This is a genomic window from Enterococcus sp. DIV1444a, assembly GCF_051712125.1.
In the GTDB taxonomy this organism is placed as follows: Bacteria; Bacillota; Bacilli; order Lactobacillales; family Enterococcaceae; genus Enterococcus; species Enterococcus faecalis.
In genome coordinates this window covers 685719-710882 of the sequence record NZ_JBIOOG010000001.1, presented here as the reverse complement: position 1 = coordinate 710882, position 25164 = coordinate 685719, and the positions used below count along the sequence as shown (strand labels likewise).

General features: G+C 37.5%; 23 protein-coding genes. 12 read left to right on the top strand and 11 right to left on the bottom strand.

What is annotated here, in order from left to right; genetic code table 11:
* Position 1: 1 nt before the first annotated feature.
* Positions 2–1054 (bottom strand): oligopeptide ABC transporter permease Opp1C, encoded by a 1053-nt coding sequence (opp1C, locus tag IGI87_RS03575; protein ID WP_438736259.1) that lies wholly within the window; start codon positions 1052–1054, stop codon positions 2–4.
* Complete coding sequence (opp1B, locus tag IGI87_RS03570) at positions 1054–1995, bottom strand: oligopeptide ABC transporter permease Opp1B (RefSeq protein ID WP_002381304.1); 942 nt, start codon at positions 1993–1995, stop codon at positions 1054–1056. The genes opp1C and opp1B overlap by 1 nt, the downstream gene beginning before the upstream one ends.
* A 90-nt stretch (positions 1996–2085) precedes the next feature.
* Between opp1B and IGI87_RS03565 the strand changes: the two genes are divergently transcribed.
* Entirely contained in the window at positions 2086–2436 is a 351-nt protein-coding gene (locus tag IGI87_RS03565; RefSeq protein WP_002355784.1) for a DUF3899 domain-containing protein, read from the top strand.
* Between the two features lie 78 nt (positions 2437–2514).
* Here the strand turns inward: IGI87_RS03565 and opp1A are convergent, their stop codons facing one another.
* Positions 2515–4185 (bottom strand): oligopeptide ABC transporter substrate-binding protein Opp1A, encoded by a 1671-nt coding sequence (gene opp1A, locus IGI87_RS03560; RefSeq protein WP_010775666.1) that lies wholly within the window; start codon positions 4183–4185, stop codon positions 2515–2517.
* A 243-nt stretch (positions 4186–4428) separates the two neighbouring features.
* On the opposite strand from opp1A, the gene IGI87_RS03555 reads away from it, so the two are divergent.
* The 6 genes from IGI87_RS03555 to fni all read left to right on the top strand — a co-directional run bounded on the left by IGI87_RS03555 (position 4429) and on the right by fni (position 10479).
* Positions 4429–5502, top strand: a complete 1074-nt coding sequence (locus IGI87_RS03555; RefSeq protein ID WP_104854555.1) for an FUSC family protein — start codon at positions 4429–4431, stop codon at positions 5500–5502.
* Positions 5499–6134: a pentapeptide repeat-containing protein gene (locus IGI87_RS03550; protein WP_002376088.1), complete on the top strand. Its 636-nt coding sequence runs from the start codon at positions 5499–5501 to the stop codon at positions 6132–6134. The genes IGI87_RS03555 and IGI87_RS03550 overlap by 4 nt, the downstream gene beginning before the upstream one ends.
* 269 nt (positions 6135–6403) lie before the next feature.
* Positions 6404–7348 (top strand): mevalonate kinase, encoded by a 945-nt coding sequence (gene mvk, locus IGI87_RS03545; RefSeq protein WP_104854557.1) that lies wholly within the window; start codon positions 6404–6406, stop codon positions 7346–7348.
* Positions 7348–8343, top strand: coding sequence for a diphosphomevalonate decarboxylase (gene mvaD, locus IGI87_RS03540; protein WP_104854566.1), 996 nt, complete (start codon positions 7348–7350; stop codon positions 8341–8343). The genes mvk and mvaD overlap by 1 nt, the downstream gene beginning before the upstream one ends.
* Before the next feature lie 2 nt (positions 8344–8345).
* Positions 8346–9452, top strand: coding sequence for a phosphomevalonate kinase (locus tag IGI87_RS03535; protein ID WP_104854558.1), 1107 nt, complete (start codon positions 8346–8348; stop codon positions 9450–9452).
* Entirely contained in the window at positions 9436–10479 is a 1044-nt protein-coding gene (fni, locus tag IGI87_RS03530) for a type 2 isopentenyl-diphosphate Delta-isomerase (RefSeq protein ID WP_438736258.1), read from the top strand. Before IGI87_RS03535 ends, fni begins: the two co-directional genes overlap by 17 nt.
* A 44-nt stretch (positions 10480–10523) precedes the next feature.
* Here fni and adhE read toward each other — a convergent pair whose 3' ends face one another.
* The 5 genes from adhE to IGI87_RS03505 form a co-directional block, all read right to left on the bottom strand.
* Complete coding sequence (adhE, locus tag IGI87_RS03525) at positions 10524–13121, bottom strand: bifunctional acetaldehyde-CoA/alcohol dehydrogenase (RefSeq protein WP_438736257.1); 2598 nt, start codon at positions 13119–13121, stop codon at positions 10524–10526.
* 155 nt (positions 13122–13276) lie between these two features.
* The gene (locus IGI87_RS03520) at positions 13277–13582 is read right to left on the bottom strand and encodes a post-transcriptional regulator (RefSeq protein WP_242365656.1); all 306 of its coding nucleotides are present in this window, start codon (positions 13580–13582) and stop codon (positions 13277–13279) included.
* A gap of 412 nt (positions 13583–13994) precedes the next feature.
* A complete protein-coding gene (gene yajC, locus IGI87_RS03515; protein ID WP_174108254.1) occupies positions 13995–14393 on the bottom strand; it encodes a preprotein translocase subunit YajC in 399 nt (132 codons plus the stop codon).
* A 60-nt stretch (positions 14394–14453) separates the two neighbouring features.
* Positions 14454–15599 carry a tRNA guanosine(34) transglycosylase Tgt gene (tgt, locus tag IGI87_RS03510; RefSeq protein ID WP_002355772.1) on the bottom strand — a complete coding sequence of 382 codons (1146 nt, stop codon included), beginning with the start codon at positions 15597–15599 and terminating at the stop codon, positions 14454–14456.
* 158 nt (positions 15600–15757) lie between these two features.
* The gene (locus IGI87_RS03505) at positions 15758–16864 is read right to left on the bottom strand and encodes an iron-containing alcohol dehydrogenase family protein (protein ID WP_164982953.1); all 1107 of its coding nucleotides are present in this window, start codon (positions 16862–16864) and stop codon (positions 15758–15760) included.
* A 170-nt stretch (positions 16865–17034) separates the two neighbouring features.
* Between IGI87_RS03505 and IGI87_RS03500 the strand changes: the two genes are divergently transcribed.
* The 5 genes from IGI87_RS03500 to IGI87_RS03480 all read left to right on the top strand — a co-directional run bounded on the left by IGI87_RS03500 (position 17035) and on the right by IGI87_RS03480 (position 21874).
* A complete protein-coding gene (locus IGI87_RS03500) occupies positions 17035–18498 on the top strand; it encodes an ABC transporter substrate-binding protein/permease (RefSeq protein ID WP_438736256.1) in 1464 nt (487 codons plus the stop codon).
* Positions 18491–19213 carry an amino acid ABC transporter ATP-binding protein gene (locus tag IGI87_RS03495; RefSeq protein WP_002355769.1) on the top strand — a complete coding sequence of 241 codons (723 nt, stop codon included), beginning with the start codon at positions 18491–18493 and terminating at the stop codon, positions 19211–19213. The genes IGI87_RS03500 and IGI87_RS03495 overlap by 8 nt, the downstream gene beginning before the upstream one ends.
* Before the next feature lie 15 nt (positions 19214–19228).
* The gene (locus IGI87_RS03490; RefSeq protein WP_438736255.1) at positions 19229–20380 is read left to right on the top strand and encodes a pyridoxal phosphate-dependent aminotransferase; all 1152 of its coding nucleotides are present in this window, start codon (positions 19229–19231) and stop codon (positions 20378–20380) included.
* 339 nt (positions 20381–20719) lie between these two features.
* Positions 20720–21376 carry a hypothetical protein gene (locus tag IGI87_RS03485; protein WP_317095600.1) on the top strand — a complete coding sequence of 219 codons (657 nt, stop codon included), beginning with the start codon at positions 20720–20722 and terminating at the stop codon, positions 21374–21376.
* 21 nt (positions 21377–21397) lie between these two features.
* The gene (locus IGI87_RS03480; RefSeq protein ID WP_438736254.1) at positions 21398–21874 is read left to right on the top strand and encodes a hypothetical protein; all 477 of its coding nucleotides are present in this window, start codon (positions 21398–21400) and stop codon (positions 21872–21874) included.
* A gap of 41 nt (positions 21875–21915) precedes the next feature.
* Here IGI87_RS03480 and IGI87_RS03475 read toward each other — a convergent pair whose 3' ends face one another.
* From IGI87_RS03475 to IGI87_RS03465, 3 genes are read right to left on the bottom strand one after another with little or no spacing between them, the layout of a single operon-like run.
* Complete coding sequence (locus tag IGI87_RS03475) at positions 21916–22227, bottom strand: hypothetical protein (RefSeq protein ID WP_113794978.1); 312 nt, start codon at positions 22225–22227, stop codon at positions 21916–21918.
* Between the two features lie 15 nt (positions 22228–22242).
* Positions 22243–23103 (bottom strand): diguanylate cyclase, encoded by an 861-nt coding sequence (locus tag IGI87_RS03470; RefSeq protein WP_162782631.1) that lies wholly within the window; start codon positions 23101–23103, stop codon positions 22243–22245.
* Complete coding sequence (locus tag IGI87_RS03465) at positions 23093–25159, bottom strand: cellulose biosynthesis cyclic di-GMP-binding regulatory protein BcsB (protein ID WP_113794976.1); 2067 nt, start codon at positions 25157–25159, stop codon at positions 23093–23095. The genes IGI87_RS03470 and IGI87_RS03465 overlap by 11 nt, the downstream gene beginning before the upstream one ends.
* Between the last annotated feature and the right edge of the window lie 5 nt (positions 25160–25164).

The window sequence follows — 25164 nt, the reverse complement described above, 5'->3', positions numbered from 1 at the left end:
CTTACTCTTTCATCTTAGGATCAAATGCGTCACGTAAACCATCAGCTAACAAGTTGAAACAAATCATGATAACTGAAAGTGTAGCTGCTGGAATCCACATTAAATATGGAAGGAAACGGAAAGTTTTGTATCCTTCGTTTAACAAGGTTCCTAAAGATGCGGTTGGTGGACGTAAGCCTAACCCAATAAAACTTAGGAACGCTTCAAAGAAAATTGCCGATGGGATACTGAACATCATTTGGACAATAATGACACTTGAGATATTCGGTAAAATATGTCTAATGGCAATTTTCCAACGAGATTCGCCCAATGTTTCTGCTGCCATGACAAACTCTTGGTCTTTCAGTTTCATGGTCTGGGCTCGCACAATCCTGGCCATTGATATCCAGTTTGTAATAACCATGGCTAAAACAATCGAAACAATCCCTGGATCAAAGACTGTTAACATCAAGATCATAACAACTAAGTTAGGAATACCAGAAAGAACTTCTAAAATACGTTGCATCACTGTATCGACACGACCGCCGACTAACCCGGAAATCAGTCCATACGTGACCCCAATCGTAATATCTAGAATCGCCGCGATAAACGCAATTAATAAGGAAATACGTGTTCCCATAAATAAACGACTAAGGACATCACGGCCTAAACCATCTGTTCCTAGATAAAAGTTTACATTATCTGGAACGTTTGCTTGTGCATATTTATCAACTAGTTGACCAGCAACTGTTGTTTTACCATTTAAACCATTCACGCTTTCCAAGCCAGGAATTCGTGGCGGTAAGTTAATGTAAGAAACATTTTGTTTCGTTGGGTTATGTGGTGAAACCCAAATGGTAATAATAGAGATAAAGATAATAACTGCTAAGAAACTCATTGAGATAACTGCAGCTTTATTCTTTTTCAAACGACGCCATGAGTCTTGTAAGAAACTTAAAGACGGTGTGGCAATACGCTCTCTTTCTTTTAGAGTTGAAGTGTTTAGAGGCTGAAACTCATCTGCCGGAATATCTTTAATCGCTTGTGGTAGATTATTTTTATTGACTGTTTCCATTAGCCTTTTGCACCTCCTGATACACGAATTCTTGGATCAATTAAACCATAAAGTAAGTCAACAATCAGAATTACAACAACTAACATTGTTGAATACAAAATAGTTACTGCCATAATTGTTGGATAGTCGTTTGTCATAATTGATTTTACAAACTGTTCCCCAATCCCAGGGATGGCAAAAATATTTTCTACTACTAAAGAACCTGTCATTAAACCAACAGCTAAAGGTCCTAATAAGGTAATCAATGGAATTAAACTGTTTCTTAACCCGTGGCGGAATGCAACTTGCCAGCGACTCAAGCCTTTTGCTTTGGCTAATTCGACATAATCACTATGCAAGACCTCTACCATCTCGGTTCGGATAAACCTAGCCGAATCCGCCATTGGACTCATTGCCAAGGCAATAGTTGGTAAAATTGTGTAGGCAAAACCATTCCACATAGCAATTGGTAAGATTCTTAATTTCATTGCAAAAATGTATTGTAATAATACCGCGAAAACAAAGTTTGGAATAGAACGACCTAAAATGGCTAACAATGTTGCCAACGTATCTACCCAAGTATTTTGACGCATCGCTGCGATAATCCCCAATAAAATACCGACTAACGTACCAAAGATAATCGCTTGTCCTCCCAGTTGAAGGGATGGCCCAATTCGACCAGCTAATAACTTAGCAACAGGTTGGTTTTTAAATTGGAATGAAATACCAAAGTCCCCAGTTACTAGGTTCTTTAAGTAAATTCCGTATTGAACAATCACTGGTTTATCTAAGCCAGATTGTTTATTCAACATAGCGATTGTTTCTGGACTAAGTTTTTCTTGATTGGTATAAGGCGTACCTGGTAATAATTGCATTAAGAAAAACGTAATCGTTGCGATTAACCACAAAGTGATAATCATGAAAAAGATCCGTTTAAGAAAATATTTTCCAAAACTATTCAATAATGACACCTCCGAGATTTTTTTGACTTCCTCAGTTATTTTCGTTAAAGTAATGACTAGATAGACCACAATAATAGATAGGGTGAACACATGAAAACTTTTAAATGGCCAATTATTACAGCCGTTATTTCCAGTATCGGCATTTTTCTTTACTTATTAATAAGTAAAGAACCTATCACTACCTCCTCATTATCAGATACCTTCTTTATCGTTTCGCTTTTCTTTTTAATTATCGGCATTGCTTTATGGATTATGTCCTCTGGCTTTTTCGATAACTTTCAGCGCTCAATGAAGAACGCGTTTCGTTTTAAAAAGAAAAATGAACCGAAAGAGTTTATCCCGCTTTCAGTCATTGGCGATGCACATCGCTCTTTCTGGCTAAAAACTGGGGGCATCTTACTGATTCTGTCTTTAGGCTTTCTACTATTTTACTTGGTCTAAGACAAGATAGCAAGAGGACCGTTGCCTTTTATTCCATGGCAAAGGTCCTTTTTTGTTTGCTATCGATCTTTTGTCAGGTTATTCTGAAATGTATGCCCATTTGTAGTCATACGTTGCGCCAGCTGGATGAACTGCGACATCTTTGACTTTTTCAGCACGTAAATGCGCTTCTGATTTTTGGAATAATGGTACAACACCCATGTCTCCCATAATCGTTTTCTCTGCATTTAACATATCATCCCAACGTTTTTCAGGATTTGTCGCATCTGCGCTACTTGCTGCTTTCACAAACTTGTCAAACTCTGGATTGTTATAACGTCCACGGTTATATGAGTTATCTGAAGCAAATAAGTCTAAGAAACTACTTGGATCAGCATAGTCAGCACTCCAACCACCAATTACTGCATCAAAGTCGCCTTTGTTTGAACGATCTAAACGAACAGAGAATGGAACTGGACTAACCGTTACCTTCACACCATCTAAAGCATCTTGAATTGACCCTTGAACAAATTCAACTGTTTTCTTAGAAGAATCTGCATCTGAAGAAAGAATATCCATTGTTAAGGTTGAAATACCCAATTCTTTTTTCGCTTTTTCCCAGTATTCTTTAGCTTTTTTCGTATCATATTCAATTTGACTACCTGCTTCTTTAGCAAAGTCTTTACCGCCACTTGGGTCTTTTGCCATATCTGCTGGTACTAAACCGTTTGGCTCGATAGAACCATCCCCTAAGATTGATTCAACTAACGCTTTACGGTCGATTGAGTAAGAAATTGCTTTACGTAAGTTTGCATTTCTAAATGGTGATTTTTCATCACGTTGATTTAGTTCCATATATTGTGTTGATGCTTCTTTTTGACTAACAAAAGCTGGGTCATTGGCCATTTGTTGCGCTAATTCACCAGAAAGAACGACATCGTCTGTTTGTCCATCTTGGAACAAGTTCAACGCGGTTGGAGATTCTTTAACAACATTCACATCTACTGAATCCAGTTTTACTGTGTCTTTATCCCAATATTGATCGTTTTTCTTGAATGACCATTTTGTATCTGTCCCAGGACCATCAAAGCCGTCTAAGACGAATGGACCATTGTAGACAGCACTTTCGCTGTTTGATGCATAATTTTTACCATATTTTTCCACAATATCTTGACGTTGTGGGAAGAATGATGGGAAAGCTAATAAGTAATCAAAGTACGGTGTTGCTTTTTCTAAAGTTATTTCTAATTCTGTATCACTGACTGCTTTAATTCCTAATTCTGATTTATCTTTTTCCCCTTTAGCAATGGCATCACCATTTTTTACAGAGGCATACAGATAAGCATATTCAGAAGCTGTCGCTGGATCAACTGTTCGTTGCCATCCATAAACATAGTCATTCGCAGTCACTGGTTTACCGTCTGACCATTTTGCATCTTTATTTAATTTAATTTTGTATGTTAGTCCATCTTCAGAAACTTCTGCTTTTTCCGCTGCACCTGCAGGTTGGACTTTGTTATCTTTGTCTAAACGATAAATTCCTTCATATACATTATTTAATGCAATAAAACTAATTCTGTCTGTTGCTAGTGATAAATCAGCTGTTGGCATTTCTTGTTGTTCTGTGACACGTAAAACTTGTTCGCCACTTGCCTTGCCGCCACCAGATGCGCTTGAGCTATCTGACGTTCCGCCGCCTCCACAAGCTGCTAAAGTTGTCACGCTAAATAATGTAATCACACCGAATGTTAATGACTTTTTCAATTTCATAGTGTTGCCTCCTAAAATAATACAATCTGTATTTTCTGAAAAATCAGAATTTAATAATTATTTATTGCTATGGAATATATCTTACATTTTTCATATTAAAATTGCAAGTCAAAATGTTAACTTTTTTTAATTTTTCTTCTCTTACTATCAGAAACCACTCTTTTTCTTCCTCTCTTTTATTGCAATTCTTTTGTCAGTTTTCTAAACATTATGGTAAATTAGGAACTAAAGGAGTGACAAAATATGAAAAATTCTACGTTTTTAAAGGATTTGTTTGCTATTGATAAAGCAAATGACGAATTATTTCGGTTAGTTGGTGTCGCAATTTGTATGGCAATTCCATTATTAATTGGTTATTTTTCCAATAATTTACTCATTGGGACCTTCGGCTCGATGGGCATTTATACGTTTATTTATTATCAGCCGCTTCCTTTGCCCCAATTGTTGCGCAGACTGAATATTGTTGGCTTTTTTATCGTTCTGGGCAACAGCTTAGGAATGCTGAGCCACCATGTTCCTTGGTTGATTCCCATTACGATTGCTATCGTCGCTTTTCTTGCACGCTTACTTTTTAGATTGTATGGCATTGAAAAGCCTGGTGCTTTGTTAGTTATCATGTCAACCGCAATGGGAACGAGCAACAATTTTCCTTTACATAAGATTCCCATCATGGCCAGTTTTGTTCTTTTAGGAGTAGTAACCGGCATTATCATGGGCATAGTGCTTCATTTTATCGACAAGCGCCCGTACGTTTTTCAAAAACGGATGTCCCTGCAAGAACGACTTTATATCGATCCCGCTTCTTTATTAGACGCTTTGCATTATGCGGCTATTTTATTTTTAGCGGCTTATTTAAGTCAATCGCTTCATTTAGTCAACGCCTATTGGATGACATTTACTTGCGCAGCCATTTTACAAGGGGAAAATTTACATTCTGTGATGCAGCGAAATGTTCAACGGATTCTGGGCACGAGTCTCGGTTTGTTGCTTTCTGCAATTTTATTAATGATTCCCTTTACACCTTTACAAACAATCGGTATCATTAGTATTCTATATGCAGCTTTTGAAGGATTCATTAACAGAAACTATGCGATTGCCAGCTTTTTTATTACCCCGATGTCTTTATTATTATCAAATCTTGCACGGCAGCAAGTCATTAGTAATCTTTTAAACTATCGATTAGTCGGGATTGTGTTAGGCAGTTTACTTGGTTTTGCCGGCGCTTATGTTTTCACAACTGCGCTACGTTTCTATAATCGGGCCTACTCAATTGATGAAACCTTTGAAAATCAACGAGAAGAAAGAGGCGTTTTATGAAAATAACTTATCCCTTGCCACCAAATCTGCCAGAACAACTTCCTCTATTAACGAACTGTCAATTAGAAGATGAGGCCATCTTAGAAAATCATTTGTATCAACAGATTGATTTATCGAATCAAGAAGTTCGTAACTTAGTCTTTCGGGATGCTGTTTTCGATCATCTTTCATTAGCAAATGGCCAATTTGCTTCTTTTGATTGTAGTAATGTGCGTTTTGAAGCTTGCGATTTTTCTAATGTCGAATGGCTGTCTGGTAGTTTTCATCGAGTGACTTTCCTTCGTTGCAATTTGACAGGAACGAATTTTGCAGATAGCTATTTAAAAGATTGTCTATTTGAGGATTGCAAAGCCGATTATGCTTCTTTTCGTTTTGCAAATTTTAATCTTGTTCACTTTAATCAGACTCGTTTAGTCGAAAGTGAATTTTTCGAGGTCACTTGGAAGAAACTCCTTCTAGAAGCTTGCGATTTGACCGAAAGTAATTGGCTGAATACTTCTTTAAAAGGATTGGATTTTTCCCAAAACACCTTTGAACGCTTGACTTTCTCACCAAACTATTTATCAGGTCTCAAAGTCACCCCGGAACAAGCCATTTATTTGGCAAGTGCCCTTGGTTTGGTGATTACCTAAGAAAATTTTAAAAAAATAGTCGAATAACTGGTTCTGTCGGTTCTTTCTTATTAAATTGTTATTAATTTTTTGGAAAAACCAACGGAACCATTTTACTTGTGCCTTATTTTTAGGTAAACTATCTTAGGTTAAGCAATCTCTTTTTTTGGAACAAGAGAAACTTTTGGAATCATTTCCTATAAATCATGAAGAGATTATGACAAACGTTCTTCTAATCCAAGAACGTCTTTTGTCCTATACTCGATTCTACTCAAAAGGAATGTCAGTGAATGAATATAAAAAAACAAGGCCTCGGTCAAGCGACGGGAAAAATCATTTTAATGGGGGAACACGCCGTTGTTTACGGCGAACCAGCAATCGCCTTTCCTTTTCAAGCGACAGAAATTACAGCCGTCTTTACCCCGGCAGAAACTATGCAGATTGATTGCGCATATTTTACAGGATTGCTTGAAGACGTGCCCCCAGAGCTAGCAAATATCAAGAAAGTTGTTCAGCAAACCTTACACTTTTTAAAGGAAGATACGTTTAAAGGCACTTTGACCTTAACAAGTACGATTCCCGCTGAACGAGGAATGGGCTCAAGCGCAGCAACCGCTGTGGCCATTGTTCGAAGCCTTTTTGATTATTTTGATTACGCTTATACATATCAAGAATTGTTTGAGCTTGTTTCCTTAAGTGAGAAAATTGCTCATGGCAATCCTAGTGGTATCGATGCCGCAGCAACAAGCGGCGCTGATCCCTTATTTTTTACTAGAGGATTTCCGCCCACACATTTCTCGATGAATTTATCTAATGCCTACTTAGTAGTAGCTGATACGGGAATTAAAGGCCAAACACGTGAAGCAGTGAAAGATATTGCGCAGCTCGCTCAAAATAATCCCACAGCAATCGCTGAAACAATGAAACAATTAGGTTCTTTTACTAAAGAAGCAAAGCAGGCAATTTTACAAGATGATAAACAAAAATTAGGTCAGCTGATGACGTTAGCGCAAGAGCAACTCCAGCAATTAACCGTCAGCAACGATATGCTGGATCGACTAGTGGCTCTCTCTCTAGAACATGGCGCTCTAGGAGCAAAATTAACAGGCGGCGGTCGCGGTGGCTGTATGATTGCCTTAACAGATAATAAAAAGACCGCACAAACCATTGCACAGACTTTAGAAGAAAATGGAGCTGTTGCTACATGGATTCAATCATTAGAGGTGAAAAAGTAATGCTTTCAGGAAAAGCACGAGCGCATACAAATATTGCTCTGATTAAATATTGGGGAAAAGCCAATGAAGAATACATTTTACCAATGAATAGTAGTTTATCATTAACATTAGATGCCTTTTACACAGAAACAACTGTGACATTTGATGCCCATTATTCAGAAGATGTATTTATTTTAGATGGTATCTTGCAAAACGAAAAACAAACAAAAAAAGTCAAAGAATTTTTGAACCTTGTTCGTCAACAAGCCAATTGTACTTGGTTTGCAAAAGTGGAAAGTCAAAATTTTGTGCCTACTGCAGCTGGTTTGGCTTCTTCAGCGAGTGGTCTAGCTGCTTTAGCAGGAGCCTGTAACGTAGCCTTAGGATTAAATCTTTCAGCAAAAGACTTATCACGTTTAGCGCGACGTGGTTCAGGCTCTGCTTGTCGTAGTATTTTTGGTGGTTTTGCGCAATGGAACAAAGGCCACTCTGATGAAACGTCGTTTGCTGAAAATATTCCAGCCAATAATTGGGAAAACGAATTGGCCATGCTCTTTATCTTAATTAACGATGGCGAAAAAGATGTTTCCAGCCGTGATGGAATGAAACGAACAGTAGAAACTTCTAGCTTTTATCAAGGTTGGTTGGACAATGTGGAGAAAGATTTATCACAAGTTCATGAAGCAATTAAAACAAAAGACTTTCCTCGTTTAGGAGAAATCATTGAAGCCAATGGTTTAAGGATGCATGGAACAACCTTAGGCGCTGTCCCTCCATTTACTTACTGGTCCCCAGGCAGCTTACAAGCGATGGCTTTCGTTCGCCAAGCACGGGCGCAAGGAATTCCTTGCTACTTTACAATGGATGCAGGTCCGAATGTCAAGGTCTTAGTCGAAAAGAAAAACTTAGAAGCGTTAAAAACATTTTTAAGTGAACATTTTTCAAAAGAGCAGTTAGTCCCAGCTTTTGCTGGTCCCGGAATTGAATTGTTTGAAACGAAAGGAATGGATAAATAAGCATGATTGAAGTTACTACGCCAGGAAAGTTATTTATTGCAGGAGAATATGCCGTTGTTGAACCTGGCCACCCTGCCATTATCGTTGCTGTGGATCAATTCGTAACTGTGACTGTCGAAGAAACAACAGATGAAGGCAGTATTCAATCTGCACAATACAGCTCTTTACCTATTCGCTGGACACGCCGAAATGGTGAGCTTGTATTAGATATTCGCGAAAATCCCTTTCATTATGTTCTAGCGGCGATTCATCTAACTGAAAAATATGCGCAAGAACAAAACAAAGATTTGTCATTTTATCATTTAAAAGTGACGAGTGAATTAGATAGTTCAAATGGACGAAAATACGGTCTTGGTTCAAGCGGTGCAGTAACCGTTGGAACTGTCAAAGCCTTGAATATTTTTTATGATTTAGGTTTGGAAAACGAGCAAATTTTCAAATTATCAGCACTAGCTCACTTAGCTGTTCAAGGAAATGGTTCTTGCGGAGATATCGCCGCCAGCTGTTATGGTGGTTGGATTGCCTTTTCAACCTTCGATCATGATTGGGTCAATCAAAAAGTAGCCACTGAAACATTAACTGATTTGTTAGCAATGGACTGGCCTGAACTAATGATTTTTCCGTTAAAAGTACCGAAACAACTACGTTTACTGATTGGCTGGACAGGTAGCCCTGCATCCACTTCAGACTTAGTTGATCGAGTCCATCAATCAAAAGAAGAAAAACAAGCGGCTTATGAGCAGTTCTTAATGAAAAGCCGGCTTTGTGTCGAAACAATGATTAATGGCTTTAACACAGGAAAAATTTCTGTTATTCAAAAACAAATTACTAAGAATCGCCAATTGCTCGCTGAATTATCTTCACTGACTGGTGTGGTAATCGAAACAGAAGCCTTGAAAAATCTTTGTGATTTGGCTGAATCTTATACAGGAGCTGCGAAATCTTCTGGCGCTGGCGGCGGCGATTGTGGGATCGTAATTTTCCGCCAAAAATCAGGGATTTTACCATTAATGACTGCTTGGGAAAAAGACGGAATTACCCCACTGCCACTTCACGTCTATACCTATGGTCAAAAGGAGTGTAAGGAGAAGCATGAATCGAAAAGATGAACATCTATCATTAGCTAAAGCGTTCCACAAAGAAAAAAGTAATGACTTTGATCGTGTGCGTTTTGTTCACCAATCGTTTGCTGAATCCGCTGTTAACGAAGTGGATATTTCCACTTCGTTTCTTTCTTTTCAGCTTCCCCAACCTTTTTATGTCAATGCAATGACAGGTGGTAGTCAGCGTGCAAAAGAAATTAATCAGCAATTAGGCATTATTGCAAAAGAAACTGGCCTTTTAGTTGCGACAGGATCTGTCTCGGCAGCGTTAAAAGATGCTAGTTTAGCGGATACGTATCAAATTATGCGAAAAGAAAACCCAGATGGACTCATTTTTGCCAATATTGGTGCAGGTTTGGGTGTGGAAGAAGCAAAGCGAGCGCTTGATTTATTTCAAGCGAATGCCTTACAAATCCATGTGAATGTGCCCCAAGAATTAGTCATGCCTGAAGGGGATCGTGATTTCACTAATTGGCTAACCAAGATTGAAGCTATCGTACAGGCCGTAGAAGTGCCTGTCATTGTCAAAGAGGTTGGCTTCGGTATGAGTCAAGAAACCTTAGAAAAGCTTACCTCTATCGGCGTTCAAGCAGCGGATGTGAGCGGCCAAGGCGGAACGAGTTTTACACAAATTGAAAATGCCCGACGGAAGAAACGAGAACTTTCTTTCTTAGAGGATTGGGGACAATCAACGGTCATCTCTCTTCTGGAATCACAAAATTGGCAAAAGAAACTAACTATTCTCGGCTCTGGCGGTGTGCGCAACTCTCTTGATATTGTCAAAGGACTCGCTTTAGGTGCCAAAAGCATGGGGGTTGCTGGGACTATCTTAGCTTCTCTTATGAGTAAAAACGGTTTAGAAAATACCTTAGCTCTCGTACAGCAATGGCAAGAAGAAGTGAAAATGCTTTATACTCTTTTAGGAAAAAAGACAACAGAAGAATTGACGAGTACCGCACTTGTCCTCGATCCAGTTTTAGTCAATTGGTGTCATAGTCGTGGTATCGATAGCACTGTTTTTGCTAAACGTTAAAGAGACCAGAACATTAATGTTCTGGTCTCTTTATTTGAGTTTTTCTATCCTACATAAGCTTCTAAGATAATTTGCTTTAATTCACTAATTAATGGTTCTTTCGGATTTGCAGTTGTACATTGGTCTTCATAAGCAAGTTCTGCCATACGATCAACCGTTGTATCTAATGTTTCTTGTGAGACACCTTGTGCTTTCAAGTTCATGTCAATTCCGACTGATTTACCTAAATCTGCTACTGCTGTTGCTAAAGCTTCTACTAATTCTGCGGTAGTATTTCCTTTTAATCCTAAGAATTTTGCAATGTCTGCATAATCAGTATCGGCACGGAAGTAATCATATTTAGGGAACATTGCGTGTTTTGATGGATCTTTCGCATTGTAACGAATAATATGTGGTAATAAAATCGCATTTGTACGACCATGTGGAATGCCATATTCTCCACCAATTTTATGAGCAATAGAGTGACAAATACCTAAGAATGCATTGGCAAATGCCATCCCTGCCATGGTTGACGCATTATGCATTTTTTCGCGAGATTCCATATCTGGACGTTTCACTGAATTTTCTAAATGATCAAAAACTAACTTAATTGCTTGTAAACTTAAACCACGTGTGTAATCTGAAGCCATCACGGAAACATAAGATTCAATCGCATGTGTTAAAACATCCATGCCTGTATCTGCAGTAACTGAAGCTGGCACAGACATTACGAATTGTGGATCAACAATCGCTACATCTGGTGTTAGTGCATAGTCTGCTAACGGATATTTCACGTGTGTTTCACTATCAGTGATAACGGCAAATGGTGTAACTTCTGAACCAGTTCCTGAAGTAGTTGGGATACAAACAAATTGTGTTTTTTCTGGTTTGGCAATTTTATATGTCCGTTTGCGGATATCTAAGAATTTTTGTTTTGCACCAAAGAACTCTGTATCTGGGTGTTCATAGAACATCCACATGCCTTTCGCCGCGTCCATTGCAGAACCGCCACCCAAGGCAATCACTGTATCTGGTTGGAAATCAACCATCATTTTGGTCCCTGCATAAACGGTATTTGTTGATGGGTTTGGTTCAACATCAGAAAATACTTCGATTTTCACATCATTTTTACGTTTTTGTAGCTCTTTACGTACGATATCTGCATAGCCAAATTGAACCATACCTGGGTCACAAACTAACATGACACGTTCAACATTTTCCATTTTTTGTAGATATTGTAAAGAATTTTTTTCAAAGAAAATTTTTGGAGGTAATTTAAACCATTGCATATTATTTCTCCGTTTCGCTACCGTTTTAATATTAATTAAATTAATGGCTGATACGTTTTTAGAAACAGAGTTTTTCCCGTATGAACCACAACCAAGTGTTAAGGATGGAATCATTTCGTTATAAATGTTACCGATACCGCCTTCTGCTGATGGTGTATTCACTAAAATACGACAAGCTTTCATACGTAAACCAAAAGCAACTTGTAATTCTTCATCTTCTGTATGAATTACTGCTGTATGTCCTAAACCACCTAAGTTTAACATTGCTTCACATAGTTCAAAAGCATGCTCTGCATTGTTTGATTTCATCATTGCTAAAACTGGCGATAATTTTTCTCTTGATAATGGATATTCCGGACCTGCACCTTCTAATTCAGCAACTAAAATTTTTGTGCCTTTTGGTACGCTAATCCCTGCTAATTCAGCAATTTTTTCTGCAGAGTTACCGACAATCGCTGGATTTACCGCGTATTTGCCTTCATTCATCACTGCATCTTCTAGTTTTTGTAATTCATTCGGTTTCACGAAGTAAACATTGTGTGCTTCAAACTCAGCTTTGACAGAAGCATAAATTTCTTTATCCACAATGACCGCTTGCTCAGAAGCACAAATCATTCCATTATCAAATGATTTTGAAACAATTAAATCATTAACCGCACGTTTTACTTTAGCCGTTTTTTCAATATAGGCTGGTACGTTCCCAGGGCCAACGCCTAGTGCTGGTTTACCTGTTGAGTACGCAGATTTCACCATGCCTGCGCCACCAGTTGCTAAAACAATGGCAATCCCTGGATGATTCATTAAAGCAGATGTTGCATCAATCGATGGTTGTTCAATCCATTGAATACAATTTTCTGGTGCACCTGCTGCAATCGCCGCATCCCGTACAATACGTGCCGCTTCTGCCGAACATTTTTGTGCGCTGGGATGGAAAGCAAAAACAATTGGATTTCTTGTTTTTAAGGCAATTAATGATTTAAAAATAGTTGTTGACGTTGGATTCGTTGTTGGTGTGACCCCACAGACCACGCCAACTGGCTCAGCAATTTCCATTAAGCCGGTTTGTTCGTCTTTGTTAATCACACCCACCGTTTTATCATGTTTAATATTATTCCAAATGTATTCAGAGGCATACATATTTTTGATTGCTTTATCTTCATAGATCCCACGGCCAGTTTCTTCGACAGCCATTTTTGCTAAAGGCATATGTTGGTCTAACGCTGCCATCGCCATTTGATGGACAATGTGATCTACTTGTTCTTGTGTAAAATCTTCCATTGCTTTTAAAGCGACATTCGCTTTTGTTGCTAATTCATCAATCATTGATGAAACATCAACTGTTTCTGTCTTTTCTTTTTTTACTGTTTTAACCATGTTCATCCTCCTAAGAGTTTCATTTTAAAAAACTTTGTTAACTATTTCACATTCACATCATACAACATAAAATTAATCTTGTAAATAGTTTTTGTGATATTTTTCACAACTGTTTACAATTTTTTTATCTCAAAAAAAAAGACTTATTCTTTTTTCTAGAATAAGTCTTCAATATCATGCCAGTCCCTTAAAGGATTTTTTGATGTCTGTGCCAATAATTGTTGATAGTCAAAAAATTCATTCGGCTTAACCTTCTGAATGTCTTTACGACAGTCTTTGACAGATAAACGGGCTTGCCTTTTCCAACGATAGGTGAGTAAATAAGTCAATAAATCTTCTTCGTTGATGGAAGAATAACCTAGTTCACGAAAATTTTGGCACTTCTTTTTAATACTTTTATTGAGCATTTTTTGTTGTAACCAACTTAATTTTTTCTTTGTCATGGACTCTTCTCCTTCCAATCAAGCGAAAGATTGCTCACTTTTTAACTATCTTCCAACACTATAAAAAGGAACCTTTTTTGTAAACTTAATAGTTAAAAAGGACTTAGGACAAGGTCGGGACAGAAGTGTTTAACTCCGAGAAATAAGAAGAAATTTCCGAAAATTGTTCTTTAATTTTTGGAGAATTTTGGCTTATTTCCGAAGGAGTTGCTTCTGTTCCCGCCGTTTATCAATTTTTAAGCCTGGGACAAAAATCCAAAGTGATTTTTGTCCCAGGCTCCTTCCTAGTCCTACATTTTAAGATAAACGATACAAGCGGAATAGGAATCGTCTCTTCTTATTGGCTTTCTTGCGTGACTACTGGTCACAGTTTCGCCTTTGAAAAGCCTGTTCCGCTTTCTCTAACCATTAAATGAATTAGTTGAATCGTTTAGTCTTTCTTTTCTTTTGAAGGATCTGATGTTTCAGGAACTTCAGTTACTTCTTCCGTGACTGTCTCTTCAACTTCTGTGACTGGTACACTAGTTACTGCTGGATCATTTGTAACAGCAGTTCCAGGTGTTACAGTTCGAATTGCTGCACGGTCAAATTCTAAGACAATACCTTCGCAATCGATTAAAACTGTTTTTTCGTTGATTTCACTTAAAACACCATGTAAACCACCAATTGTGACAACACTATCGCCAGTTTTCATTGCATTTAGTTGTTTTTGACGTTCTTGCTGTTGTTTCTTTTGAGAACGTGTCATGAAAAACATCATTCCTCCTAAAAGGACTAATGTAAAAATCATTGTAAATCCGCCACCCATTTGTTTCACCTCACTCTGCATTATTCACACTACTAACTGTATCAAAAAAACGCTTGAAGAACTAGTTTTTTCCTCTAATTTTTAGAAACTTTTTGCATTCGCTTTATTAAAGCCATATTCTTCAAAAAACGCTTGTCGGAATTCTAATAAATTGTCGTCCATAATTGCTTGACGGACATTTTTCATTAAGTCTAACAGGAAGTATAAATTATGATACGATGTTAAACGGATTCCGAACGTTTCATCACATTTAATCAAATGACGAATATAGGCCCGGGTATAATTACGACAAACATAACAATCACATTTTTCATCAAGCGGACGAAAATCTCTTGCATATTGGGCATTTTTAACAACCAAGCGACCTTGTGAAGTCATACAAGTACCATTGCGCGCAATACGCGTTGGTAATACACAATCAAACATGTCAATCCCACGAATCACTCCATCAATTAATGAATCAGGGGCACCCACACCCATTAAGTAACGTGGTTTATTTTCAGGAATTAACGGTGTCGTAAAGTCTAAGACTCGGTTCATTTCTTCCTTAGACTCACCAACAGATAAGCCACCAATCGAATAGCCAGGAAAATCCATACTCACTAAATCTTTGGCACTTTGACGACGTAAATCTTCAAATCCCGCACCTTGAACAATACCGAATAATCCTTGTCTATCAGGATTTGCATGGGCTTTTAAGCCACGCTCAGCCCAACGAGAAGTCCGTTCAATCGAGCGTTTAACATACTCATAGCTTTCATCAAATGGTGGACATTCATCAAAGCTCATCATAATATCTGATCCTAATTTATTCTGAATATTGATTGCTTTTTCTGGAGAAAGGAACATTTTTGAACCATTTAAATGATTTCTAAAATGCACACCTTCTTCTTCGATTTTCCGCATATCACTTAATGAGAAGACTTGGAAGCCACCTGAATCAGTCAAAATGGGTTGATCCCAGTTCATAAATTTGTGTAACCCGCCTGCTTCTTCAACTAAATCTTCACCTGGGCGTAACCATAAATGGTAAGTATTACTTAAAATAACACCGGCACCCATTTCTTTTAATTCTTCTGGCGACATTGTTTTAACTGTCGCAAGTGTTCCTACTGGCATAAACATTGGTGTTGGAAATGTGCCGTGAGGAGTAATTAATTCACCTAAACGCGCACCTGTGTGTTTATCTTTTTTGATTAAACGATAACGAATGGCTGGTTCCGTCATTCATTTCCCTACTTTCTACTATAATTTGTCCTCCCATCATCATACTTTTTTTTTATTGAATTTGCAAGGATTTCTCAAGGTTTCTTTTTTCAAAAAAGGATCCTTAAACAACAGCAACTAGTTCATTTGAATTGTTTGAACTAGTTGCTGTTTGGCCCTTATTTGGTCGCTGTATATTTTTCTAAATCTTGCATCGCTGTTTTCACAATTTCAGGGGTAATTTTTTGTTTCATATAATGAATCGTTTCGCCTTCTATACAAGCACGTTCTGCTACTTCTTGATACTCGGCTTCAGTTAAGTCCATATCCATTTCTTTTAAAGAAATAGGCAAACCTAGTTGGTGATAGAAAGGAATCAATTCATCGATTTCTTGCCATTTTTCTTCAATGGCTAATTGAACAAACACACCATACGCCACTTTGTTTCCATGCAATTGACGATGGCTAGCTGGTAGCAAAGTTAGTGCATCATGAATGGAATGGGCCCCCGCTGTCCGACCATAATCATCGCCAAAGCCACCCACCATTCCACCAATAATTAAATTCGTTTCGATCACATCAATAAACGATTGATTTAATTGTTGCTCTTCCATCGCTTTTAAAGCATTGATACTTTCATTTAATAAAATATCGCGACATTTTTCCGCGGCAAAATGAGAAACTTGAATAGGTAACACTTGGACATCTAACTGCGAAATAATCGCATCTGCTTCGTACCATTTAGCTAATGTATCCCCAATACCTGCCACCATTAAAGATCTAGGCGAATGCAATAACACTCTTGGTTCTACCAACACCAAAGCGTTTGCTTGCGGAAAAACGTCATACCGTTCCATTGCCCCATCTTCTCGATACATCACACTCAATGGCGTACACGGTGCACAAGTAGCTGCTAAAGTGGGTAAAATAATTACCGGTAACGCCATTTTGTGTGCTAAGGCTTTCCCCAAGTCGGCTATTTTTCCTCCACCGACAGCAACGATGGCCTCTAAATGATTGTCCAGCACTTGCGCTTCTAACTCTTGCACACGTTGATCTGTACATACACCTCCATAGTTTTCAAAAACAGCTGTTACTTTTTGAAACGTCGGAAAATACGGTTTTGCCGCTTGCCATGACTCAGTCCCGTGTAAAATGAATACACGATGAATATTTCTGCATAATAGTTGTCCTTCTAATAATTCCCACGAACCAATTTCGCAAAGATACTCTTGTGGTGTCCCTCTCACAATTAATGATTGTTCCATCTTGAAAATCCCCTTCATTTTTGACTTTTGAAAATTTTTTTGAAAAAGTTGTATTTTTTCAATTCTACTACTTTTCCTTTTACATATTCTATGATATGATAAACCACATCATAACACAATAAATTTTTATACATTTATTCGCTTTTTTTGAATATTTATAAAAATAATACAAAAAGGAGTTTACGCAAATGACCAAATGTAAAAAATGGCTACAGACGATTTTACCAATTTTATTCTTGTTGCTCTCATTATTACCTATTAAAGAAACTTTTGCAGCCGAAAACGATCCAGTCTATGACAAAATCATCCAAAAGGGAGAACTAGTTGTCGGCTTATCCGCAGACTATGCCCCTTATGAATTTCATACAAAAGTAGATGGTGAAGATAAAATTGTCGGTTTTGATATTTCTATTGCTCAAAAAATTGCCGATGATTTAGGCGTTAAATTAAAAATCGAAGAACTAGGCTTCGATGCTCTGTTAGGGGCCTTAAAAACTGGCAAGATTGACATGGTCATCTCTGGCATGTCGCCAACGCCTGAACGATTAAAAGAAGTAGCTTTTTCTCAACCATATATGAACGTTCAACAAAAAGTTATTGTTCGGAAAGAAGACAAAGATAAATTTCATTCCACTAAAGATTTCGAAGGCGTTCGTGCAGGTGCCCAAAAGCAAACGACACAAGAAGAATTAATTAAAACCGAATTAACCGGTGCTGTCCCTACTTCTCTTCAAAAAATTCCAGATTTAATTATGAATCTAAAAAATAATAAATTAGATGCAGTCGTTATGGAAGAACCGGTTGGCGAAGCCTATGTTTCTCAAAATGAGGATTTAGCTTTTGCTGATGTTACCTTTGAAAAAGGCTCAAAAGATACTGCCGTTGCTTTCCCTAAAGATGCGCCCGTTTTGACGGAGAAAGTAAATGCCTCTATTAAACAAATTAATGATCAAAAATTAATGGACGGTTATAAAAAAGAAGCCAATCAATTAATGTTCCAAAAAGATCAAAGCTTTTTACAAAAGTATGGAAAGTTCTATCTTAACGGTGCAGGCTATACCATTTTCCTAGCTTTCATTGGTGTTTTGTTTGGTGCCATTTTAGGAGCATTACTTGCCTTAATGAAGTTAGCCAATTCCAAAATTTTACGTGGCATCGCCATTGCTTATATTGAATATGTTCGTGGCACTCCTTTGCTTGTTCAAATTTTTATTGTCTATTTCGGGACAGGGGTTCTTGGTTTAGACTTATCAAAAGTAGCAGCAGGTTGTATTGCCCTTTCTCTAAATAGTGGTGCATATGTAGCAGAAATTATTCGTGCTGGTATTCAGGCAGTTAATAAAGGACAATTGGAAGCTGCTCGTTCCTTGGGAATGAATCAAAATCAAGCAATGCGGTACATCATTTTCCCACAAGCTATTAAAAATATTTTACCAGCGTTAGGCAATGAATTTGTTACAGTAATTAAAGAGTCTTCCGTTGTTTCAGTCATTGGTGTTTCGGAGCTAATTTTCCAAGCTGGCAACGTTCAAGGCGCAAGTTTTAAACCCTTCTTACCTTACTTAATTGTATCGTTGATTTATTTCGTCCTAACCTTTACTATCTCGCGTCTATTAGGTGTTGCTGAAAGGAGAATGAGTACTAGTGATTAATATTAAAAACTTACAGAAAACATTCGGAAAAAATGAAGTACTTAAAGGAATTGACTTAGAAATTGAAGCTGGTGAAGTTGTCGTAATTATTGGCCCTTCTGGTAGTGGTAAAAGTACTTTTTTACGTTGCTTGAACTTATTAGAAACACCAACTGGTGGCAGCGTCGAATTTGAAGGAAAAAATTTATTAGATAAAAATACCAACATTGATCAACTCCGTCAAAAAATGGGGATGGTATTCCAAAATTTCAATCTTTTCCCGCATAAAAATGTCTTGGAAAACTTAACGATTAGTCCTGTTAAAGTAAAAAAAGAAGCCGCTGCCGAAGCCACGGAACACGCTCTTTCTTTACTGGAACAAGTTGGTTTATCAGATAAAAAAGAAAATTATCCCGCTCAACTTTCTGGTGGACAACAACAACGGGTAGCGATTGCTCGCGCTTTAGCCATGCGCCCTGACGTGATGCTGTTCGATGAACCAACTTCTGCCTTAGATCCTGAAATGGTGGGCGAAGTGCTATCCGTTATGAAAAATTTAGCTATTGAAGGGATGACAATGGTGGTGGTTACCCACGAAATGGGCTTCGCAAAAGAAGTTGCGGACCGTGTCATTTTTATGGATGCAGGAATTATTCAAGAAGAAGGCACACCTGAAGAAATTTTTGATGCACCACAAAACCCAAGAACACAAGATTTTCTAAGAAAAGTTTTATAAAAAGGAGCACCTGGTATGGATCGCAAGAATATCGCAACACGTTACCAACAACCTACTGAAAATTTACTCATGGATATTGCAACCTTGGCGAAAAAGACCCCAAATTTAATCGATTTATCGATTGGTGACCCTGACTTAATTACCGATGAGCGGATTATCGAACAAGCAGCTAACGATGCCAAAAATGGTCATACAAAATATACCGCTTCTGATGGTAGCCAAGCATTCATTGAGGCGGTCATTCAGTTTTATCAGTCACATTATCAATTATCCTTTCAACCGAATCAAGTCCGAGCCACAGTCGGTGCTCTGCACGGGATGTATCTTGCCTTACAAGTGATTCTAAATCCTGGGGATGAAGTGATTATTCATGAACCTTACTTCTCTCCTTATAAAGACCAAGTCCTTTTAGCAGATGGCGTTCCTGTCTTTTTACCGACTTATGAAGAAGATGGTTTCCAAATTGATGTAGCTCTTTTGAAAGAAAAAATCACGCCTAAAACCAAGGCGATTATTCTTAATTCACCGAATAACCCGACAGGCGCTGTTTTCTCTGAAGAAACTTTCAGAGAAATTGCACAGGTAGCGATTGAACACAACTTATACATTCTTTCAGATGAAGTTTATGAAGCCTTTTGTTTCCAAGAAACGTTTACTCCTATGGCTACGTTTGCTCCAGAAAATACTATCACTTTTGGTAGCTTTTCAAAAGCCTTTGCAATGACTGGTTGGCGTATTGGTTATATGATTGCCCCAGACTATATTAACGAAGTAGCCAAATTAATTAATGAAGGCGTTACGTATTCTGCGCCTACGTTGTCACAGCAAGCAGGAATCTATGCGTTACAACATTTTGATGAATTTGTAGACCCGATTGTTGAAGTGTTCCAAACACGTTTAGAGTATGTGGCCCAACGAGTAGCAAAGATTCCTTTCCTTTCGCTGCATCCAGTCAAAGGAAGTATTTACGCCTTCATTAACATTCAAAAAACCGGACTAACTTCCGTCCCTTTTGTGGAAAAGCTTTTAAAAGAGACACAAGTATTAGTGATTCCTGGAAAAGCATTTGGTGAAACAACAGGCGATGAGTACATTCGCTTAGCCGCAACACAAAATTTAGATTTATTAAAGGAAGCGTTCGATCGAATTGAAAGAATGACCTTTTAAACTGACAATAAGCATGAAAGAGATCAATTATGATTACTTTCATGCTTATTTTTTAACTTCTTACAATAATAATCATTTTAATTATATAACTTAAATATTAAAAAAACCTATTTTAAACATATAAATAAAAAATACTACGTTTCAAATTAAAACAAACCCAATTAAATACTATCTATATTTCATGATTTATATTTAACAACATGAAAATCAATATAATTGAAATAAATTGAAATTATTTAACGAAAAGCACGAAAAAATAAATAGTTTATTTTATTTTAAAATGCTATAATTATTATACTTGGATTTCACGTATATTATTTAAAGTTAGGAGTTTTGTAAATGAAAAAAACATTGTTAAGCACTTCATTGTTATTCTTTTCTTTGTTGGTTGTTGTTGGATTGACTGAATACGCAAATGCTGCTGATTTTATTCCCGGAAAAATTGTAGAATCAGAGGAATTTGACGATTCTGAACGGGTGGTTGTTTTACCTGACGGTGCCGCTATCTCTGGTGGAATTTTTGAAATTGATGACCCAAACTTGTTTCCAGAACCCGTTGTGATTGATACCGAGACCTCACCTTTAGCAATTACTACTAATGAATATAAAAAAATGGTTGAAGCAAAACCTTTAATCAATCGTGCTGATTTAGTTCGCAGAGGCTCACCTGCTCCAACTACTGCTGCTGGAACTTACACTGTTCCAAATAACGGATTATATAGATCCAATTACTTTAGCGGAAGAGATTGGCGCTTTGCAGGTTATAATTTCAGGCCTGCGAGTGGAACAGGTGCTTATCTACGTTGGCAAACCTATAATGATTCAGCTTTGGTAGGAACAACCCGCAACGCCAGAGATACATACAACACAGGAACTGGTTTTGGTACTATCATGACCCCTGGCTATTCGATGTATTTTACTGGGCCAGGTAATCTAACTACCTACTATTCTTTTAACCCTGCGCCTAATTCTTATTATATCGTCCGCAATTGGTAATCAGAAAGGAGAAACAAAATTATGAAAATAAAATACTCTTTTTTTAAAGCGACGACAGTACCTCTTCTATTAGGGACTTTGTTCATTAGTTCAAGCTTATTAACTAAAGCTGCTTTAGCAGAAGATACCACGACAACAGCTACTATCTCTGAAGCCACTGAGCCTATTGTAACTACTGAAACAGAAAGGAGCTCCCCTTCTGTAAACGAGGAAAATCCGACCATTAAAGCTGCCCTTGAGGATGCTAAAAAATCTCCAGAATGTTGGTTACCCATATTTGAAGAGGAAAATTTCACAGAAGCAACCACTATTCTTGTCATGCCAGAAGGAGCTTTTATATCAGGCCAAATTGAACTAGGTACCGGCGAATCTTGGGATAGCGATACTGACCCAAATGCAACAACATTAGGTGAATTACTGACTGCTTTAGATGAGCACGACTTAAATCCTTATGGTGAAAAAGGAACCTCTCCTTTTAAGAATTCAATACATTCATGAAAAAAAACGACAGCCATATTACAATGGTTGTCGTTTTTTTTTTAGATTTCTTCTATCAATTCAATCGCTTGCCCACCTAGATGCGGCGGAATCGACATAGTCATCGGCGGCAAGCCCACGACTGTGAAACGGACTTTGGTCCCTTTTTTTAAGTGAGACATTGAGATACTTTCCTCTAACTGTTCAACGAGTATGTTTAGAATTACCCCATGAGAAAATAAGGGCACAATGGATTCTGGATCACTTTCTGCTTGGATATTTTCTAAATGTAATCGCATTGACAACGGCTGCGTCTCATTTAACACACCAGCCTCTGCTAATTTCCCTGTAAAAACAGCAATTTTTTCAGTCATTTGTTTGCCTCCTTTTTAAACATCATATTGAAGAGAATTAATCCCATCCCCTAAAAATTCTGAAGCGTTGTTAAATTCGGCAGGATCATATTTGGTATAGGAAACTTGTAATGTCAAAGTAATGTTTCTTAAGGTTTCAGAATGGGCAAATTTCTCTTGAGCTTGTTGTTTAAATTCTTTTCTAGTAGTATAAGCGTCATCCCCATCGCGGAAAATTAATAACGCCCAAGTCGGCGGTGTGCCATCGATAAAGTATGGTAAGAAACGATCATCCGTTGTCTCTTTAATCGCCGCTGTCACGATTTGTAGTAATTCATTCTTTTGTTCGACACTTAATAAATTACGAATACTTTCCCAATAGGCCACTCGGATTACGACTAAATATAACGGCGCTTCATAACGTGTAGAAATGTCAGAAAATAAATCGAAGCCTTCCTCGTACATTTTCGCGGTTCTTAAATTAGTTACTGCATCTAACGCATTTAAACGTGAAGTTTCTTTACGTAAGCGAATATTTTCTTCTTGAATCGTACGAATTTGATAAGTCACCACATAGATTGTTAAACAGTAGAGCGGCGGCATGATTAGCCAAAATAATGAGCCATAGCTAAACAAATCATGGTAGACATACTGATATACAACATAAGTCAATTGTAGAAAAATAAATATAAGCGAAAATGTTAACCCCGCTGTAATTCCTACAAAATAGGTGACAATAATTAAGATAACTGAAATTAATAGACAGCTTAAGTCAACAAAGAAATCGTTCGTTCCTAAGGCCATAAAGATGGTCGTCCCAACAACCAAGACAATTCCTACCAACAAAGTTAAATCCAAAAGCAAGGTCACTCGTTTTTGATTCACTCTATTCCCCACCTTTCAAATTCTTCTTCACGATGAAGAACGCACTTAATCCAATAATAGTTATACCAATTAAGAAGACAAATAGATAAATCATTAATTTATGATTATTGACAATTCGTTTACCTAATGATTCGTTGCTAACGTTGCTTACACGTTTTTTGAAACGATAATCATAGCGACGATAGTTCGGATCGACGACAATGGCATCTCCTTTATACATAGAAGTATTCTTCTCTGTATTCACTTGTGTAGAGGCTAAAAAGACACCTTGTGATTTAGCTCCCGTTAAGATTAACGCCGCGGCTTTCGCATTATATGGAGAAAACATTAGCTGCGCCGTCCCGATTTGTTGGCCATAATCTTTTTCGATGCTCAATTTCTCGTTTGAAACAAAACGTGTGAAGTCCTTATCATAATGGAAATATAACTGATCATTTAACTTACGAATCATCGGATTATCCTTAGGCGTGCCAAAAATAATCAAGTTATGATTTTCTAATGCCGCATTTTTAGGCGCTTTTTTATAATACGTAATCTCACCGACATTACTTTCGGCATAATTACCAATTAAGTTAAATAAATTGGTCAACACTTTAAAATAGTTATCATCCATTTTTTCTGGTAATAAAATCGCTAAATCAGCAAAAGAACGGCTTCTGATAAAAATGTTCGGATAGTTATTAAATAATATGTCGTTAAGTTCTTCTGTTTGAATAAACGCATTCGAGTTATTTTCAATAAAGGCCCATGGTGTCTGACCATTTCGTAAAACTTCTGGTGATTTAACGTTCAAATCAAAAGCAACTTTTAAAACAAAACTATCAGCAATTTCTAAGTTCTTTGGAAATTCGAGATTTAATTCATCACCATTTGCACGAGCAGCGGTTAATTTCTTGCTGCCAATTGGTTGATCATTGGCATAGACGGTCACTAATGAAGAATCAAAATCTAAGTTTTCAGCGTATTTAAAATGTAAATGTACGCGACTTCCATTGGCGTTGTTTCGATCCACTGGCAAATTGACAAAGTACGTTTGTTCTTGGTGATAGGCTCCTTCTAGTTTGTCTCCCGTTGAGGTTAATGGATAATTTCCATCAAATTCTAAAGTTGAACTAAACGTATCGGTATTCTCATCAACTGTCGTCTCTTCTTTATCTGTTTGGGTCATTAATTCATAGTTGGCTAAATAACGCCCCGCACGAACAAGTAAGTCCTCATCTTTCGAAGTAGCTACTAAAACATGCTTATCTGGTTGATTAAAAAATTTTAAGACAGCTTGGTCCTCCACACGTTTGCTATCAATTTGACTTTTATACTGATCTGGCAATTTATCATAGCTGGCAATAATCAACTGATAGGGTGCTGACTGTTCTTTGTTCAAAGAAGCCATTGGCAACAATTCTTCTGAGGTAGTAATCAAACGAGCAGCGCCAGCTAACGCATGGGTCGCTGCAGCTAATTCTTTTTCCGTTGCATTTTCTGGTGTCAAAATAACACTGTGTTTATTCGCAATCGTGTCTGCTCCCACAAAATGATTATAAAAAGAATGAATTGTATTCTCTGGTAATTGTAAATCGTATTGGAAGTTTACGTTAGATCCTTCATACATCGTTAACCAATTTGCCGGAGTTTCAATTAAATTATACATGTCGTTTCCTGCCTGATTAATAATTTGGCCCTCAACAGTCAATGTATTTGTCTCTTTAATCAGTTCCAAAGGGATTTCAATCGTCTTTTGTTGAATACCAGTTGTATTTTCAGGACGCCAAGAATAAAACTTAACACCATTAACCGCCACAGTTAAATCTGAGGTCTGATTATTTTTTAATTGTGTGATTTGATAAGTCATATTGAATGATGCTTTTTTAACGTCCCAATAATCAATTTTTGTAAAATACATGGTGCTACGGACAGAAGTACCTGTTAAAGAGATTGTTTTATTTTGAAAAGGTTGTGTAAAGGTATGGTTGTCTTGTTCTTTATTTTCGGCGTATACGGTCGGACTTGCGACACCAATCAGAATTGTCAGAAAGAACAACCCTATTAAAGTGACTGTTTTTTGTTTCATTGCAC

Excerpts from the sequence above, each read along its gene's own strand:
- opp1C (WP_438736259.1), bottom strand. The coding sequence starts at position 1,054 with ATGGAAACAGTCAATAAAAATAATCTACCACAAGCGATTAAAGATATT.
- IGI87_RS03565 (WP_002355784.1), top strand. The coding sequence starts at position 2,086 with ATGAAAACTTTTAAATGGCCAATTATTACAGCCGTTATTTCCAGTATC.
- opp1A (WP_010775666.1), bottom strand. The coding sequence starts at position 4,185 with ATGAAATTGAAAAAGTCATTAACATTCGGTGTGATTACATTATTTAGC.
- IGI87_RS03555 (WP_104854555.1), top strand. The coding sequence starts at position 4,429 with ATGAAAAATTCTACGTTTTTAAAGGATTTGTTTGCTATTGATAAAGCA.
- IGI87_RS03550 (WP_002376088.1), top strand. The coding sequence starts at position 5,499 with ATGAAAATAACTTATCCCTTGCCACCAAATCTGCCAGAACAACTTCCT.
- mvk (WP_104854557.1), top strand. The coding sequence starts at position 6,404 with ATGAATATAAAAAAACAAGGCCTCGGTCAAGCGACGGGAAAAATCATT.
- mvaD (WP_104854566.1), top strand. The coding sequence starts at position 7,348 with ATGCTTTCAGGAAAAGCACGAGCGCATACAAATATTGCTCTGATTAAA.
- IGI87_RS03535 (WP_104854558.1), top strand. The coding sequence starts at position 8,346 with ATGATTGAAGTTACTACGCCAGGAAAGTTATTTATTGCAGGAGAATAT.
- fni (WP_438736258.1), top strand. The coding sequence starts at position 9,436 with ATGAATCGAAAAGATGAACATCTATCATTAGCTAAAGCGTTCCACAAA.
- adhE (WP_438736257.1), bottom strand. The coding sequence starts at position 13,121 with ATGGTTAAAACAGTAAAAAAAGAAAAGACAGAAACAGTTGATGTTTCA.
- yajC (WP_174108254.1), bottom strand. The coding sequence starts at position 14,393 with ATGCAGAGTGAGGTGAAACAAATGGGTGGCGGATTTACAATGATTTTT.
- tgt (WP_002355772.1), bottom strand. The coding sequence starts at position 15,599 with ATGACGGAACCAGCCATTCGTTATCGTTTAATCAAAAAAGATAAACAC.
- IGI87_RS03505 (WP_164982953.1), bottom strand. The coding sequence starts at position 16,864 with ATGAAGGGGATTTTCAAGATGGAACAATCATTAATTGTGAGAGGGACA.
- IGI87_RS03500 (WP_438736256.1), top strand. The coding sequence starts at position 17,035 with ATGACCAAATGTAAAAAATGGCTACAGACGATTTTACCAATTTTATTC.
- IGI87_RS03490 (WP_438736255.1), top strand. The coding sequence starts at position 19,229 with ATGGATCGCAAGAATATCGCAACACGTTACCAACAACCTACTGAAAAT.
- IGI87_RS03485 (WP_317095600.1), top strand. The coding sequence starts at position 20,720 with ATGAAAAAAACATTGTTAAGCACTTCATTGTTATTCTTTTCTTTGTTG.
- IGI87_RS03480 (WP_438736254.1), top strand. The coding sequence starts at position 21,398 with ATGAAAATAAAATACTCTTTTTTTAAAGCGACGACAGTACCTCTTCTA.
- IGI87_RS03475 (WP_113794978.1), bottom strand. The coding sequence starts at position 22,227 with ATGACTGAAAAAATTGCTGTTTTTACAGGGAAATTAGCAGAGGCTGGT.
- IGI87_RS03465 (WP_113794976.1), bottom strand. The coding sequence starts at position 25,159 with ATGAAACAAAAAACAGTCACTTTAATAGGGTTGTTCTTTCTGACAATT.